12 protein-coding genes and 3 pseudogenes are annotated in these 13,610 nt (G+C 64.9%); 8 read left to right on the top strand and 7 right to left on the bottom strand.

What is annotated here, in order from left to right; all coding sequences use genetic code 11:
• Positions 1-27: 27 nt before the first annotated feature.
• A complete protein-coding gene (locus ACQPXH_RS15785; protein WP_433603073.1) occupies positions 28-213 on the top strand; it encodes a hypothetical protein in 186 nt (61 codons plus the stop codon).
• A gap of 32 nt (positions 214-245) precedes the next feature.
• Here ACQPXH_RS15785 and ACQPXH_RS15780 read toward each other — a convergent pair whose 3' ends face one another.
• The 4 genes from ACQPXH_RS15780 to ACQPXH_RS15765 all read right to left on the bottom strand — a co-directional run bounded on the left by ACQPXH_RS15780 (position 246) and on the right by ACQPXH_RS15765 (position 3,975).
• Complete coding sequence (locus tag ACQPXH_RS15780) at positions 246-1,784, bottom strand: molybdopterin-dependent oxidoreductase (RefSeq protein WP_433603475.1); 1,539 nt, start codon at positions 1,782-1,784, stop codon at positions 246-248.
• 488 nt (positions 1,785-2,272) lie between these two features.
• Positions 2,273-2,959, bottom strand: coding sequence for a VOC family protein (locus ACQPXH_RS15775; RefSeq protein ID WP_433603072.1), 687 nt, complete (start codon positions 2,957-2,959; stop codon positions 2,273-2,275).
• Positions 2,956-3,504: a DJ-1/PfpI family protein gene (locus ACQPXH_RS15770; RefSeq protein WP_433603071.1), complete on the bottom strand. Its 549-nt coding sequence runs from the start codon at positions 3,502-3,504 to the stop codon at positions 2,956-2,958. Before ACQPXH_RS15770 ends, ACQPXH_RS15775 begins: the two co-directional genes overlap by 4 nt.
• Before the next feature lie 33 nt (positions 3,505-3,537).
• Positions 3,538-3,975, bottom strand: a complete 438-nt coding sequence (locus ACQPXH_RS15765) for a hypothetical protein (RefSeq protein WP_433603070.1) — start codon at positions 3,973-3,975, stop codon at positions 3,538-3,540.
• Between the two features lie 96 nt (positions 3,976-4,071).
• Here ACQPXH_RS15765 and ACQPXH_RS15760 point away from each other — a divergent pair, with 96 nt between their 5' ends.
• A complete protein-coding gene (locus ACQPXH_RS15760) occupies positions 4,072-4,650 on the top strand; it encodes a TetR/AcrR family transcriptional regulator (protein WP_433603069.1) in 579 nt (192 codons plus the stop codon).
• A gap of 172 nt (positions 4,651-4,822) precedes the next feature.
• Positions 4,823-5,047 (top strand): M48 family metalloprotease, encoded by a 225-nt coding sequence (locus ACQPXH_RS15755; RefSeq protein ID WP_433603068.1) that lies wholly within the window; start codon positions 4,823-4,825, stop codon positions 5,045-5,047.
• Between the two features lie 899 nt (positions 5,048-5,946).
• Here ACQPXH_RS15755 and ACQPXH_RS15750 read toward each other — a convergent pair.
• From ACQPXH_RS15750 to ACQPXH_RS15740, 3 genes and pseudogenes are all read right to left on the bottom strand, one after another.
• Positions 5,947-6,234 (bottom strand): annotated as a pseudogene (locus ACQPXH_RS15750) (IS1634 family transposase); the annotation flags it as partial.
• Positions 6,227-8,419, bottom strand: coding sequence for a recombinase family protein (locus ACQPXH_RS15745; RefSeq protein WP_433603474.1), 2,193 nt, complete (start codon positions 8,417-8,419; stop codon positions 6,227-6,229). The gene ACQPXH_RS15745 and the pseudogene ACQPXH_RS15750, both read right to left, overlap by 8 nt.
• 260 nt (positions 8,420-8,679) lie before the next feature.
• Positions 8,680-9,906 (bottom strand): annotated as a pseudogene (locus tag ACQPXH_RS15740) (IS1634 family transposase); the annotation flags it as partial.
• A 468-nt stretch (positions 9,907-10,374) separates the two neighbouring features.
• Between ACQPXH_RS15740 and ACQPXH_RS15735 the strand changes: the two are divergent.
• From ACQPXH_RS15735 to ACQPXH_RS15715, 5 genes and pseudogenes are all read left to right on the top strand, one after another.
• Positions 10,375-10,686, top strand: coding sequence for a hypothetical protein (locus ACQPXH_RS15735; protein ID WP_433603067.1), 312 nt, complete (start codon positions 10,375-10,377; stop codon positions 10,684-10,686).
• A gap of 72 nt (positions 10,687-10,758) precedes the next feature.
• Positions 10,759-11,499 carry an SMI1/KNR4 family protein gene (locus ACQPXH_RS15730; RefSeq protein WP_433603066.1) on the top strand — a complete coding sequence of 247 codons (741 nt, stop codon included), beginning with the start codon at positions 10,759-10,761 and terminating at the stop codon, positions 11,497-11,499.
• A gap of 288 nt (positions 11,500-11,787) precedes the next feature.
• Positions 11,788-12,527, top strand: a pseudogene (locus ACQPXH_RS15725) (transposase family protein).
• 16 nt (positions 12,528-12,543) lie between these two features.
• Complete coding sequence (locus ACQPXH_RS15720) at positions 12,544-13,197, top strand: hypothetical protein (RefSeq protein ID WP_433603065.1); 654 nt, start codon at positions 12,544-12,546, stop codon at positions 13,195-13,197.
• A 15-nt stretch (positions 13,198-13,212) separates the two neighbouring features.
• Positions 13,213-13,497: a hypothetical protein gene (locus ACQPXH_RS15715; protein WP_433603064.1), complete on the top strand. Its 285-nt coding sequence runs from the start codon at positions 13,213-13,215 to the stop codon at positions 13,495-13,497.
• The last annotated feature ends 113 nt before the right edge of the window (positions 13,498-13,610 follow it).

Genomic DNA, 13,610 nt, shown 5'->3' with positions numbered 1-13,610 from the left:
GCTTGCGACCGAGACGGAGGAGCGGCAGTGCGCTGGGTGTGGTTGATCGTCGGAGTTCTGCTGGTTCTGATGGGCGGTTTGTGGACGCTCCAGGGGCTGGACCTGCTGGGGCAGAGCGGCGGAATGAACGGGCAGGCGATCTGGGCCGTCATCGGTCTGATAGCCGTCGTGATCGGTGTGGTGCTGGCGGGCATGGGTCTGCGCAGGCGGTAGCTGAGGCGCGGCGTCCCGGCCGCCGGCAGCGCCTACCCCACCCGGACCGATATCGACGGATAGCCGGAGGCGCCGTCGGGAACCGTGTCTTTGCTTTCGGCGGTCTGCACGATGCCGGTGCCATCGGTGGCGCGGGCGCGCACCGTGTGTTGCCCCGGTGTCGCGTCCCACCGGTAGACCCATTGCCGCCACGTATCGATCGAGTACTCCGTCGACAGTTGCGCCGGTTTCCAGTCGCTGTCGTCGATTTGGATCTCGACGGCCGTCACGCCGCGCCGCTGGGCCCAGGCGATCCCGGAGATCGCGACCGAGCCGGGCGGCAGTGTCGCTGACGATTTCGGCGTGTCTATCCTCGCCTCGGTCTTGATCGGGCCCGTGGGCGCCCAACCGCGCCGCACCCAATATCCACGTGCCCGATCGAATCTGGTGACCTGGAGGTCGGTCACCCACTTGGTCGCCGACAGATATCCGTACAGGCCGGGAACGACCAGGCGGGCCGGAAATCCGTGGCGGATCGGCAGCGGTTCACCGTTCATGCCGATCGCCAGCATCGCGTCGCGGCCGTCGGTCAGTGCTGTCAGCGGGGTTCCGGCGGTGAAGTCGTCGATGCTGGTGGACAGGACCATGTCGGCGCCCGGCCGCACACCCGCCTCCGCCAGCAGGTCGGCCACCCGATAGCCGAGCCAGCGCGCGGTGCCGATCAGGTTGCCGCCGACCGGGTTCGACACACAGGTCATGGTCAGTACCCGTTCGATCGGTCGCCGGGTGGCCAGGTCGGCGTAGGAGAGGGTGATCTCGCGGTCGACCATGCCGTGGATGCGCAGCGTCCAGTCGTCGGTTGACAGTTGCGGTATGGTCAGCGCCGTATCGACTCGGTAGAAGTCGGTATTCGACGTGATGAACGAGGACAGCCCGGATACCGGTACTTCGGCGGCAGGGACGGGCGCGGCGGGCTCGACCGCGGCGGGCAGGCGGACCGCCGCGCGATTGCCGGACACGTCGCCCGCGCGCACAGCGAGCAGCCGTCCGCTCACTCCGGTCGTCAGCGCGAGCACTCCGGCGCCCACCAAGCCTTCGAGGAGCGTGCGCCGTCCCGCCTCTTCCGATGCCGGTGCGGCAGAGCGCGGTTCGGTCGCGCCCCGAGCGGCGGTCCCGGGTTGCGCGGCCGCGGCGCCGTCCATACGCCGGACCAGTATCCGTAACACCAGCAGTCCGCAGATACTGCCGATCACGGTGGGCAGCGCGAAGGTCCACGCCGCGTGCGCGCGAGTGCAGGCGACGATCGCGCCCGCGACACCGAAGGCGATGAACAGAGCCGACCCGAGTGGCCGCGCCGTTCGCTCCAATGCGCCCGCGGCCGCTGCCACGCCGACCGCCACCAAGACCATCACCGCGTAGAGCAGCAGCTTGTCGTTGGCACCGAAGGTACCGATAGCCCATTCCCGCGGCCCCTCAGGCGTGTTGTCGATGACCGCGGACCCGAAGGCGTTGAGCGGCGCGCTGTTCGGGCCGACCGGGACCGATACCAGCTCGGCGACACCGAGGGTCATCCCGGCCGCCACGATTCCCATTGCCACTCGCAGACCCGCCACAAGCGCCGAGCCTACTTGGGCGCGGTAGAACCACCGGGTCGTGCTGACGGTTGGCGTCGTGCCCAGCGCTGTCGGGTGAACGAAAGCGGCCAGAGTCGAGTAGCCACGTGCTACACCGTCGCCGAAGCGGATGCCGTACACGCTGAATTCGGTGGCAAACGACTCGACAACCTAGTAAGTAGCGGTAGAGGTTGATCCGGCCATTTCGCAGTTCTGCGTTCTGTGGGGCGGTTGGATTCCGGGACATCGACTGGAGTTCTACCGAGGAGAATGTGTTGTCTCGTGGAAGACCAACTCTCCGCGCTGGGCCTGGTTCTGAATTGTGTTGTTCTGTGGAATTCCATGTACATGAGTCGGGCCGCGAACATATCGGTCTGGCCGGGCATTACAGTTTCCACCTGCCGGATCTGGGCGGTGTTCACCGGCCGCTGCGCGACCCCGATACCGCGGACGACTGACGGCGGGGCTCATATGGCCGTGAGGGCGAAGGCTGCGCCGGTCGGGTCGATGAGGGTGCCGGGTTCTTCAAGGACGGGGGTGGCGCCGAGTTCGAGTGCGCGGTCACGGGTAGCGGGCACGTCGGTGACATGGAAACGTACGAGCCATGGTGTGGGTCGGAGTGCGGTCGGGCCGGCCGACCAGGTGGCGACGATCCGCGCGCTGTGGACGATCGTGCTGTCTGGGTGGACCTGCCATCCGAAGGCGAGGCGCAGGAACGGCGCGGACTTCTCCGGGTCCATGCGCAGGTCGACTCCGGCCAGTGCACCGTGCTCCCGCGCGAGGTATGTGCCGAGGTGATTTCCCGGCTGCCACAGGGAAATCGGAATGCCGTGCGGACTTCGCACAATGGCTGCGACCCCGGCGTCCCCGGCGGCTTCCGGAGCCGCGACGACGGTGCCGCCCGCAGCCTCGGCGGCAGCGACACCGGCGGTGATGTCGCCGGTCTCGACGTAGACGGTCCAGTACGGCGGACCGGGGTCTTCGGCAGGCCCGAAGGCGGCGACCGGGTGGCCGTGCAACAGCGCGATCCGATATCCGGTGTCGTCGGGATCAGCGACGGTCCAGCCGAATAGCCGACGATAGAAGGCGGTTGCGGTGTCGATGTCGGCGACACCGAGGTCGATCCAGCAGACCCCACCCACGGTCGGTGTCATGACGACCTTCCCACGGCGGCGAGGAGCAGAGCGGTGAAAGCGTCGATGTCCTGGTCGCTTTGCGCGGTGATCAGGGTGCCGTCGACGTGTGTTCGGTCGGCTGTCCAGGTGGCTCCGGCATTGGTGAGATCGGTTGCGAGACTGGGCCATGCCGCCAGAGTGCGGCCCGCCACCAGGCCGGCGTCGATGAGGGTCCACGGGCCGTGGCAGATGGCCGCGATCGTCGCGCCTGCCGCGTCGGCTTGTCGCAGCAGCCGGTGTGCGGCCGGAACTCGGCGCAGGATATCGGGATTGGCGACACCGCCGGGCAGGACGACGGCGTCGTAGTCAGCCGCATCGGCGGCTTCGACCGTCACGTCCACCGGGTAGCGGTCCATCCGGTTGAGGTGGCGATACGTCTGGACGTGTCCCCGGTCCGGGGCGACGAGGACGGCCCGCCCATCCGCAGCGCACACAGCGCGCCACGGATGGGTGAGTTCGCTCTGCTCGATGCCGTCGTTGGCGACCAGAAATGCGATCGTGCGATCGGTGAGAGTGCCTGACATAGTTGCTCTTTCGACGAGATGTCGATGGACGGGTCAGCGCACAGCCGTGGGCTCGGCTGCCGCGATGACAGCCGCGATGAGCGCGCCACCGGTATAGGCCACGCCACCGATACCCCACCCTCCGTCGAGCGCGTTGAGGACGTTGACCCAGGTGTTCGCGCGATCGTGGCCCGCGACGGTGAGGGCATCGACGATGTCGGTGGCCGCAACGACGAACGCGGCTCTGCTCGCCGGATCTGGCAGGCCGATGTTCGGCAGCTTCAACTCGACCATCACCACCGGCCGGGTGCCGCCGCCCGCGTAGATGTGCTCGGGTGCCAGCACATGCACTGTGCCACCGACGATCGAGGTGAAGAACGCGTTTCCGGTCGCCCCGCTGATGTCGATGAGCGCGGCGGTCAGCCGCGGCAGGATTTCACGCTCGCCGGCGTCGGTCAGCACGCCACGGGGAGCAGTAACGGTGATGGGCATGATTTTCTCCTGCTTTCCATTATCGCTAGTACGTGCGTACTAGCGATGATCAGTGTGCAGTAGGATGGCTGTACTAGTCAACCTCGGGAGGGCAAGATGCCGAACGACACCAAGGCCCGGATGATCGACGCCGCCCTCGGCGCGCTCCAGCGTCGGGGCGTCGCCGGGATGTCTTTCACCGAGATCCTCGAGGCCAGCGGGGCCGCCCGCGGGGCGATCTACCACCACTTTCCCGGCGGCAAAGCCGAACTGGTCGCGGAGGCCGCGAGCCGCAACGGCCAGCACGTGCGATCCCAGTTGGCCGCGCTGCCGGGGGACACCCCTGCCGCGATCGTCGACAACTTCCTCGCCGCGGTGCGTCCGGTGGTCGCCGCGTCCGCCAGAGGCGGTGGCTGCGCCGTCGCGGCCATCACGGTCGAGCCGGACGGCGACGCGCTGCGCCACATCGCCGGTACCGCCTTCACTTCTTGGACGACTGCGCTGGCCGAGCGGCTCGCCACCACCGGTGTCGAACCCACCGAGGCACTGGACCTCGCCACCGCCCTCATCTGCCTGCTCGAAGGCGCCCACATTCTCTGCCGTGCCGCAGGCACCTTGGAACCCTTCGAGCAAACCGCGCGAGCAGCGACCGGACTGATCCGGTCCCGCTACCCGCACCACGAGGACGGCCGATAACTCCTATCCGGCCAGGCCCGTGGGTGGTCCTCGCGCCCTCACCTCGGCGCTGGGCAAGACACGTGAGTGCCACCGTGCGCCCTGGAGCGGATCGGCTAGACCCACTTTGCTGGTCCTTCTGCCCGTTGCACTGGCACCCACCACGGGCTTGCCGGTCGCGTTGGGGCTGTCGGTGCTGTTCGCGATCGAACCACTCACTAACGCGATACGCAGTCGCCGTGAGGAATTCGCCGCCGACCGGGTAGCGGTCGAGCTCGGATACGGGCGCGATCTCGCGGCCGCGCTGCGTGAGTGGCTGCGAGACCGCCTGCCGGTCACTGGACTGCTCGCCGTGCGTGCCCGCTGGTTCGGCAGCCATCCCCCGATCGCCGAGCGGCTCCGTGCGATGGAGCGCTGATCACACCAGAGATGCCTCGCAACCGAATCCGCCGACGATGTCCAGATCTGCCGGCGCGGGAAGATGCTTACGGCCAAAGGGCTGTGCGCGTCGGTACGTGCCGAGCGAGCAGGTATGTGTCGTGGACGAAGCTACGGCCGTTGGCATCTTCATCGTGGTGTTCGATTCGCGAATCACATTGCGACCACTGGGGCTGAGGCCGCACTCGGTACGTGGCAGGCGGGCGGATCGGGCTCGAGAGGCGGGAGCGTCGGTTACCTTGGCTGCCATGAATGAAGCCCCGGACAGCGTAGACGCCGTGGAACCACCGTATCCTTGGCAGGGATACATCAACATGCTCACATACGGCATTTGGGGAGATGTTCTACTCCGCGACGACCAGGTCGTCGCGATTGCGGAGGACCTGATCGAGCAGTGAGGTTTCCCCCGGGGACCTTCACCGGTCCAGTGGAGAACTACTACCAGGCCGCAGTCGATGCTCTCGCATCGGGATGCCCGCGCCTGTCGGCGCTCGATTATCACGATGACGCCGTCGTGCGGGACTTCCTTCCCCGACTCCTACGCGCGCTAGACGAGCGTACGCCGTGGACGAGGCCGCCGTTCGCGTAGCGCGATGCGGCACGAAGATCACGAGTATCTGGTGTTCGCGGAGAACACAAGCCCAGCAAGCGCGCCCGGAAATCCTCTCCCATTCCCCAGTCGAGTCTCGTTCTCCAAGCCCTGGTGGAATGCCACCGCAACCTCTGCCGGGACGCCCTGTTCGGAGGCCAAGTTCGGATGTCAATGGCCATCGGTACCCCCACATGACCATTGACACCGATCCGACTGTGGCGCTGGAACTTTGGCAGATTCTAGATCCAAACCTGAGTTGCACAGGTTTAGTGACCCACTTCTGGTCGTCACGGGTGCGGAATGCCGAGGGCGGTGAGGATTTCGGCGGCTTCACGACTGATCGGGTCGGCGGCGAGGTGGGGGTGGCCTGCGATAACAACGGTGATCTCTTGTAGTGGCCGTAGCACTCGGATCAGGCGGGCGATGCTGGTTCCGGTGGATTCTTGCAGGTAGCGGGCGACCGCGAGGGTGGTGAACACGATCGTCAGGTGAGCTTCGATCGCGTCGCGGGTGCGGTGGAACATCGGCCGGGCCTTCAAATCGGTTTTCGACATCCGGAACGACCGCTCAGCGTGTCAACCACAATGCATTCATAACTGTGGTTCGGCTGGGTGAGTGGTGGGTTCGGTGGGTGTGGGGTCGTTGTGCCAGCGGCGGCGGAGGTGGTAGCCGCGGGGTAGGCGGCGGAGCTGGCGTAGGCGTTCGAGTTCGGTGGGGTCGGCGGTGATGATCCAACGCCGGGTGTCGGGGTCCTGGCGGGCGGTGACCCAGCCGCGGCGGATCCAGTTGTAGACGGTGACCGGTTGGCATGGCCAGTTCGGCGGCTAGTTCGGGCATCCACCATGTGTGTTGTCCGGGCGGCGGGGCCGGCCGCTGGGTGCGGTGGCCGGATCGGCCGGTGGTGGCGCGTAGCCGGTTCACCAGATCCCGGATTGCTTGGGGCCCAAAGGTTTCGAATCGTTTGGGCGGCCGCAGTCCCTCGGAGTTGAGGTGGTCGGCGATCTGGGCATCGGTCAGGCCGGCGTCATCGAGTTCGAGCACGCGGGAGACCAGTCGCGGATAGTAGGACAGTTGTTCCAGGCGCGCGACCGGGCGGGCCAGTTGCCCGCTGGTGCGGTGCCCGCCGGCCCAGCCGATCTCGGTTTCGACCTGTTCACTGTCGCCGATCACGGTGACGGTGACGACGTCGATGACTGCGCGTAGCAGTTGTTTGCGGTCGGTGTTGGTTGTGGTGGCGGCCTGCCAGAGGGCGGGGATATCGGCGGCAAGACCGCGGATGCGGTCGCGGTCGGCGGCTGACAGCACCGGCGGGGTGGCGGCGAGGAACCGGTCGTGGTCTTCGCGTAACCGTTCCAGCTCGGTCAAAGCCTGTTCCCAGTCACGCTCCAAAGTTCTTACCACCAACCGATTTTCCGGTTCGGCGAGCCGATAGCAGCGGGCGGCGCGGTCGGCGGCGTAGGCGGCGCGTTCCAGGCGCTGGGACCACAAGGTCTCGAGCCTGCCGCGTTCGGCCTCGATCTCGGCCGCTGCGGCGAGGGAGACCTCCAACGCTGCCGGGGCCAGCATCTGCAGCAGCGCTGCGCTGAGATAGGCGTCCACGCATCGGCCGGACAGGCGCTGACAGCAGGGCAAGCCGTAGTCGGCTTGGGCGCGGCAGCAGAGGTAGGTGTATCCGTTGACGACGCCGTCACGGTGGGTGTAGTGCACTGTCATCTTCGTCCCGCATCGCCCGCAGCGCAGCAGCCCGGTCAGCAGCGCCGGACCCTCCCGGACGGCACCCGGTGTGGCAGCGGTGGCCCGATTGGCTTGCAGCCGTGCCAGATTTGCCCGCCAGCGCTCAGCGGTGATGTAGGCGGGCAACCGGTCCGGCAGCACCACCTTCCACTGCTCCATCGGCACGCTCACCTTCCCCGTCGACGGCCGCCCGGCGATCCGCCGCCGCGGATCGACCGATCGGCGCCCATGCGCGTAGATCCCGGCGTAGATCGGGTGGCGCAGGATGTTGTTGACCGTCATCCGGCTCGGGCGCCGCCACTCCAGCTCACCGGCGTCGGGGCCCTCCCGCAACCGCACCCCGATCCGGATACCGTGCTCGACCAGATACCCCAGCACCGCGTTCACCGTGCCCAACTCGTCGAACAAGTCGAAGATCAGCTCGATGACCGTGCGAACCTGCTCGTCAGGGTCCTTGACGACCTCCCCGGACGGGCGCAGCACGTATCCGGTCGGGACCGCGAAGAACAGCTCGCCCCGTTTGGCCTTGGCGAGGCGACCCGACGCCATCCGCTGCTTGATCAGGTGCAGTTCGACCTCGCTCATGGTGCCCTTCAACCCCAGCAACAGCCGATCGTTGTACTCGCCCGGATCGTAGACGCCATCGCTGTCGGCCAGCAGCGTTGCGGCCAGCACACACAATTCCATCAGCTGATACCAGTCCCGGCCCGACCGTGCCAACCGTGAAACCTCCACTCCCACAATGATTCCCACATGACCCAATCCGACCTCGCTGACCAGCTCCGCGAAACCGGCCCGCCCGGCCGTGCTCGCTCCCGACATCCCCACATCGGCATCGATGACCTTCACCCGATCCCGCGCCCACCCCAGCGCGATCGCCCGGTCGACCAGCCCGTACTGAACCCGCAGCGACTCGGTGTGCTCAACCACCTGACGCATCGTCGACTGGCGCACATAGATCACCGCCAGCCGATCGGTGTGCTCGGCCCTCACCTTGCCCGGCCACTGCGGAATCTGCGCACTCATCGTCGGTGTCCCCATCACCCGAGCACGTCAGACGCCTACGGACCATCACCGTCAATACCCGGACCGCCGCGACCCGGCTCGCCACGGGCAGATCCGCCCACTCGATCGGCTCCGGCCTCACCGCCGGCCTCCACACGCGCAGTTGCCTCGACCTGCCGCTTCAACCGCTCAGCCACCGCAGCCATCCGCAGCAAGCCCTCACGTCCAATCATCAGCCCCTCCAGCCCGTTCCGGCTACAGGTGCATCATGAACCGCACGCTTCGACCTGCCATAGGTCGTGGTATTTGCCGATTATCTCGCCCGCGCTCATCGTTTCGGCGCCGATGTTGGTGACGTAGCCTTTCAACCCGACCAGCGACCGCGCTCGGGCCAGGGAAACCTCATCTACGGATCGGTCGGTGCCAGCTATTTTCACGAACCGTGTCGATTTCGCGGGTTTGCTGCCATCGACCGCGGCTCGTGCCCGCGTTTCCTGGGCGTTGAGGGTGAGCGTGTCGCGGCGTGCGTGTGCGGTGCTGTAATGCCAGACCGCCCGCCATGCTTTCTCGTTGGCCGATGTCCAGACGGGTTCGGCGCGGGTGGCGATGGTGTTGACCGGGGTCCCGGCACGTCGGGGTGTGACTGTGTCGATGAGTTGTCCGTCGGTGAAATAGTCTCCATGCCAATGGAAGTGGGAGGCGAGGTCGGCGGGTGCTTTGACTTGGCGGGACCCGACGATGAACCCGCAGCCGGCATCGTCGAGTGCGGTCAGGTTGGTCGCTGACAGCATTCCGGCATCAGCGGCGACCACCAGTTCGGTGTTGGTCAGGTCGTGGCGGGCTCGGAAGGCGGTGATGATCGCGAGGATGGTGGTGGTTTCGGCGGTATTTCCCGAGAAACACCCGATTTCCAGCGGGAACCCGTTACGGTCCGCGAGCAACCCGACGACTATTTGCGGGTCGACGCGGCGCTCTTTCGAGTAGCCGACCTTGCGGAGTCCATCTTCGGACTCGGCCTCGAAATAAAGCGTCGTGACGTCGTAGATGATGAGTGTGAGCCCGCCGGTTCGCCCCGCGTGAGCGAAACACGCAGAAGCGATCTTGTCGCGGTAATCGCGTGTGGCACAACGGGTTAACGCGCTGGCGTAAGTGTTGCGGTGCGCTGGTGTCATACCGAGGTCGCAGATGACGCGAGTGGAGTCGGTCATCGAGGTTGGTTCCACCAGCCGCGCCAGGACCAGCTGGAAGAACGCCTCGTCGTCGATGGCGTCGAATCCGAGGTCGCGCCAGCCGGTGGTGATGGCCTCGATCAACCACCGGGCACGTTTCGCGGTGATCGGCGCAATCCCCGGCGCGGTGGAATCGACTCCTAGATCCAGAACCTGTTGCCCAGCAAGAAGTTTCGCTTGCGCGGTGGCGATCAACGCGGCCAGCTCGGCATCGGAATGCGCCGACCCGACGTGTTCGATGATCTTGTTTTGGCGGCCGTGTTTCTCCGCGATCTGCACCGCTGTTGCCCCGGACGCGGTCTTGACCTTGCGGATGAACGCCACGACCGGCGATCCTACCGACCCTGTTAGTGACCCATATCGGCCACCTAAAACGCTTTGACCAGCGGTGATGGTGCGCCGATCAACCGAAATCGACTTCACCTGTGCAACTCAGGCCAAACGATGGGCACGGGCCAGCCGTGCTCCATCGGGTGCCCGCCCGGGCCGTCCGTGTGGCGGCCCCGCGCAGATCAATGATTTGGACGACCTCTGCGCAAACGATCCAACCGCGGAGATCGGCCTCTCGTGGTTCATCGACCGTGTACCTCGTAGCGCACTGCTGAACCCGGATCCACCGGTCGAATTTTGACCGGCCTATGAAGACGAAAGCGCACTGGTCAAGGCGTCCACGCGGCCACCGATGCCAGTTTATCCGCAACCGTAGTTGTTCGAGTCAGTGATTGAAAGAGGAGGAGTACGTCGGTCATGGGAGCCGTTTCGCTTGAGGTTCAGAATGAGCTCGATGTCAATATTGCCGACCAAGTTCTGGTCGAGATGTACGAGGATGATTCAACGGCAGAACTAACCGTAGAACTCGCCGGAGGGGAAGTGAGGGTGACGTCGGTCTCCGATACTCAACCGATCATCGTGCCCGATGACGACTTGTTGCAGGCGGTTGGTCATCTGGCCACGGTCCACGAGGCCGCCGGTACTGGACTGGAGAAGGTCTTCTATAAGTATGTCAAGGACTCCGAGGGGGATTGGAAGATGCTCGCGAAGTTCTCGTACGCGCCCTGAATACCGTGGACCGAAAGCGTATTCGGCGCCATGAGGCGCACGCGTCGGGGCTGTTCTGCTAGCTTCACTCGTGTGGAGGCTGTGGAGATCTTCGGGGAGTATGTCGGGTGGCTTCGGGTGCATGTGCCGTTAGCGTATGAGAACCTTGCTCCGGGTGCGAATTCGGATGAGTTGGATGGGTTGGAGGCGTATCTGGGGCATGTATTGCCTGCCGAGGTGCGTGCGGTGTGGGGGATTCACAATGGGCAGCGGGTGACCGATACGTCGTCGCATATCTCGTACGCCGTGCCATGCATTCCGTCGTTGTCGTTCCTGTCGACGGAGAAGATCGCGCAGTGTTGGGATGAGTGGGCCGAACTGTTGGCGGATCCGGATTTCGAGTCCATGCAGGACATCGGGTCGGTCATGCTGGGGGCCGAGGGGAGGATTAAGCCGCAGTATGCCTCGCGCGGCTGGATTCCGTTGTGGTCGGACACCACCCGTGCGGACTACATCGGACTCGATCTGGACCCGGATGTCGGCGGTACCGTCGGGCAGATCATTAACTTCGGGCGCGATGAGGAACAGCACTACCTGTGTGCCGTGGATTTCACTGAACTGCTGCGAATTCTGCTCGCGGAGGTACGTTCGGGGGCGTGGCCCGCGTCGACCATGACGATAGGAGATCGGGAGCTGCCGTGGTTCGGTGACCCCGAGAAGCACTTGTTCAACAGTTTGTATCGGCGTTCGGCGCAGCAGGCGCGGCGTGCTCGGCTCGTGGGGCGCTTGCGAGCGGTTCGGAGGTGGTTCGGGGGTGGCGTGGGCGAACCTTGATGATCGTGATCGCGGGGTGCACCCTATTTTAGGATTGCGGACGTACCGGTCTCGACCGCCACCGCCGCGGGGCTGTGCGCCCTCATGGGTGCTCGTCGTTGTAGTTTCATGTGTCGGAAGGTCTGGGGTGTCCCGCTCTGCCTCCGCGTATGTGCGCAGCGTGCCCGCCGACAACCGCGCTTTCACTGTCGGGGATGACCTCGCCGAAGGTCGGCACCGCTGCACCCGGTGGTGACGAGATCGGCGGGAGAGATACCCATCTGGGTCAGCAGCACTCGCGCGGCGGCAATGGTCTCGGCGTTCGCCGCAGCCTGCGTCCGCCGTCACCGCCGCCGGATCGGGTCGGTGTGGCGCCTGCTCAACCCAGGCCGCCAGCCCTGCTCGTGCTGGCCTACTTGCGCAAAGGAGAAACCTTCGACGATTTGGGTGCCGGGTTCGAGATATCGACGGCGACCGCGTGGCGGTATGTCACCGAGACCGTGGAGTTGCTGGCCGCGCGATCACCGGCGCTTCGGAAAGCGTTGGCCCACGCAAAGACCGCCGGGCATGGCTATCTGATTCTGGACGGCACGCTGATCGCGATCGACCGGGTCGCCGCCGATCGGCCGTTCTACTCGGGTAAGCACCGCCACCACGGGATGAACGTGCGGGTCATCGCCACACCTGACGGTGAGATCGTGTGGGTGTCGGGTGCGTTGCCCGGCAGCGTGCACGACATGAAGGCGGCCTGGATCTGGCGAATCCTCTACGAGCTCGAACAGGGCGGATGGATCGTGTTGGCCGACAAGGGATATCACGGCGCCACCGCGGCACTCACGCCGTACAAGGGCAGAGACAAACCGGAATCGCAGAAGCAGTTCAACCGCGCTCACGCGAAGCTACGCGGCCCCGGCGAGCGCGCCGACGCCCAGCTGAAAACCTGGCGGATACCGCGGAAACTCCGCTGCTGCCCGCACCGGACCGGGCAACTCGTCCAAGCCATCCACGTCCTTCAAGCTCGCGAGGTCCGCGCTATTCAGCAAGGATGAAAAAGGCTCATTCTTCTTGACTTTCAATGACGGTTCCGAGGCCATCGGCAAGCCTCTAAGTGGTGAGAATTTCAGTATTCGGGTCGGCATCTCGGGTACTCTCGCCAGCAGAGAGTCCGCGGCGTATCGCGTGAGTGAAACTCTAGGGTTCGATCGAGTGCCACCGACCGTCGTGCGGAATACTCCGCAGGGGCGGGGCTCGGTGCAGCGATGGATTACTGCGGCCAAATCATTGGATCACGACCAGTATCCGCGAGTTCAGCAGGAAGAGATGGCGGTTCTGGATTACGTAATAGGGAATACGGATCGTCATAAAGGCAACTATCTGACAGACGTCAATGGATCCATAATCGCGATTGATCACGGATACTCGTTCCCGGAATTTCCGGACAGGAGATTCGGAATTAGGTCGGACTTTGCGGAAAGGAACGTTCGAGTGCCGTTGAGTCCGGAAATCATGAACAAAGTACGTGCGGTGGATGTGCGGCATTTTCGAATAATGCTGGAAGATGTCGGGTTGAGCGACATTGCCATCGACGGTGCGATCGCGCGCCTTGAGGAGATTCGAAGGCGAGGGATGATCACCGGAGAGGCCTGGCCTGGCCTGATCACCGGCGCGTATGCTTATCCGCCGACCCAACCGATGACCAGTTTCGGTACCATCCACTGAGGGGAGATTTCATATATGACCAGTGAGAGCACACCTACCTTGGTTGCCGTTTATCACGTCGAACGCGGCGGTCCGCATCGGGTCGCTGAATTCAGTATGACGACGGGTGGTGAGGTCGCATTGAAAGTGATCGAGCCCGACTGGAGTGACGGCGCAATAGCCTGGTACGAAGGTGGGATCGGAATAATCGGTGAACCGCGATGGGTACTCCGCAACGATGGCCCCGCATTCATGCGAGCATTGCTGCAACCGTTCCGGATGAGCTACTTCTATCTCGTTGACGAGAGTGAACAGTCTTGAGGTGAATTGGACCGTTCCCGGTTCGGTGGACACGGGCGTCATCGCCGCCTGGTAGCACGGGAGTTTTGGATTGGGCTCGGCGCGGCGTAGCTTCACCGAGGAGTACAAGGCGC

It is taken from the genome of Nocardia sp. CA-135953, from assembly GCF_050955735.1.
Classification (GTDB): domain Bacteria; phylum Actinomycetota; class Actinomycetes; order Mycobacteriales; family Mycobacteriaceae; genus Nocardia.
The sequence above is the reverse complement of the archived record's forward strand: the minus strand, read 5'-3'. Positions and strand labels throughout refer to the sequence as shown.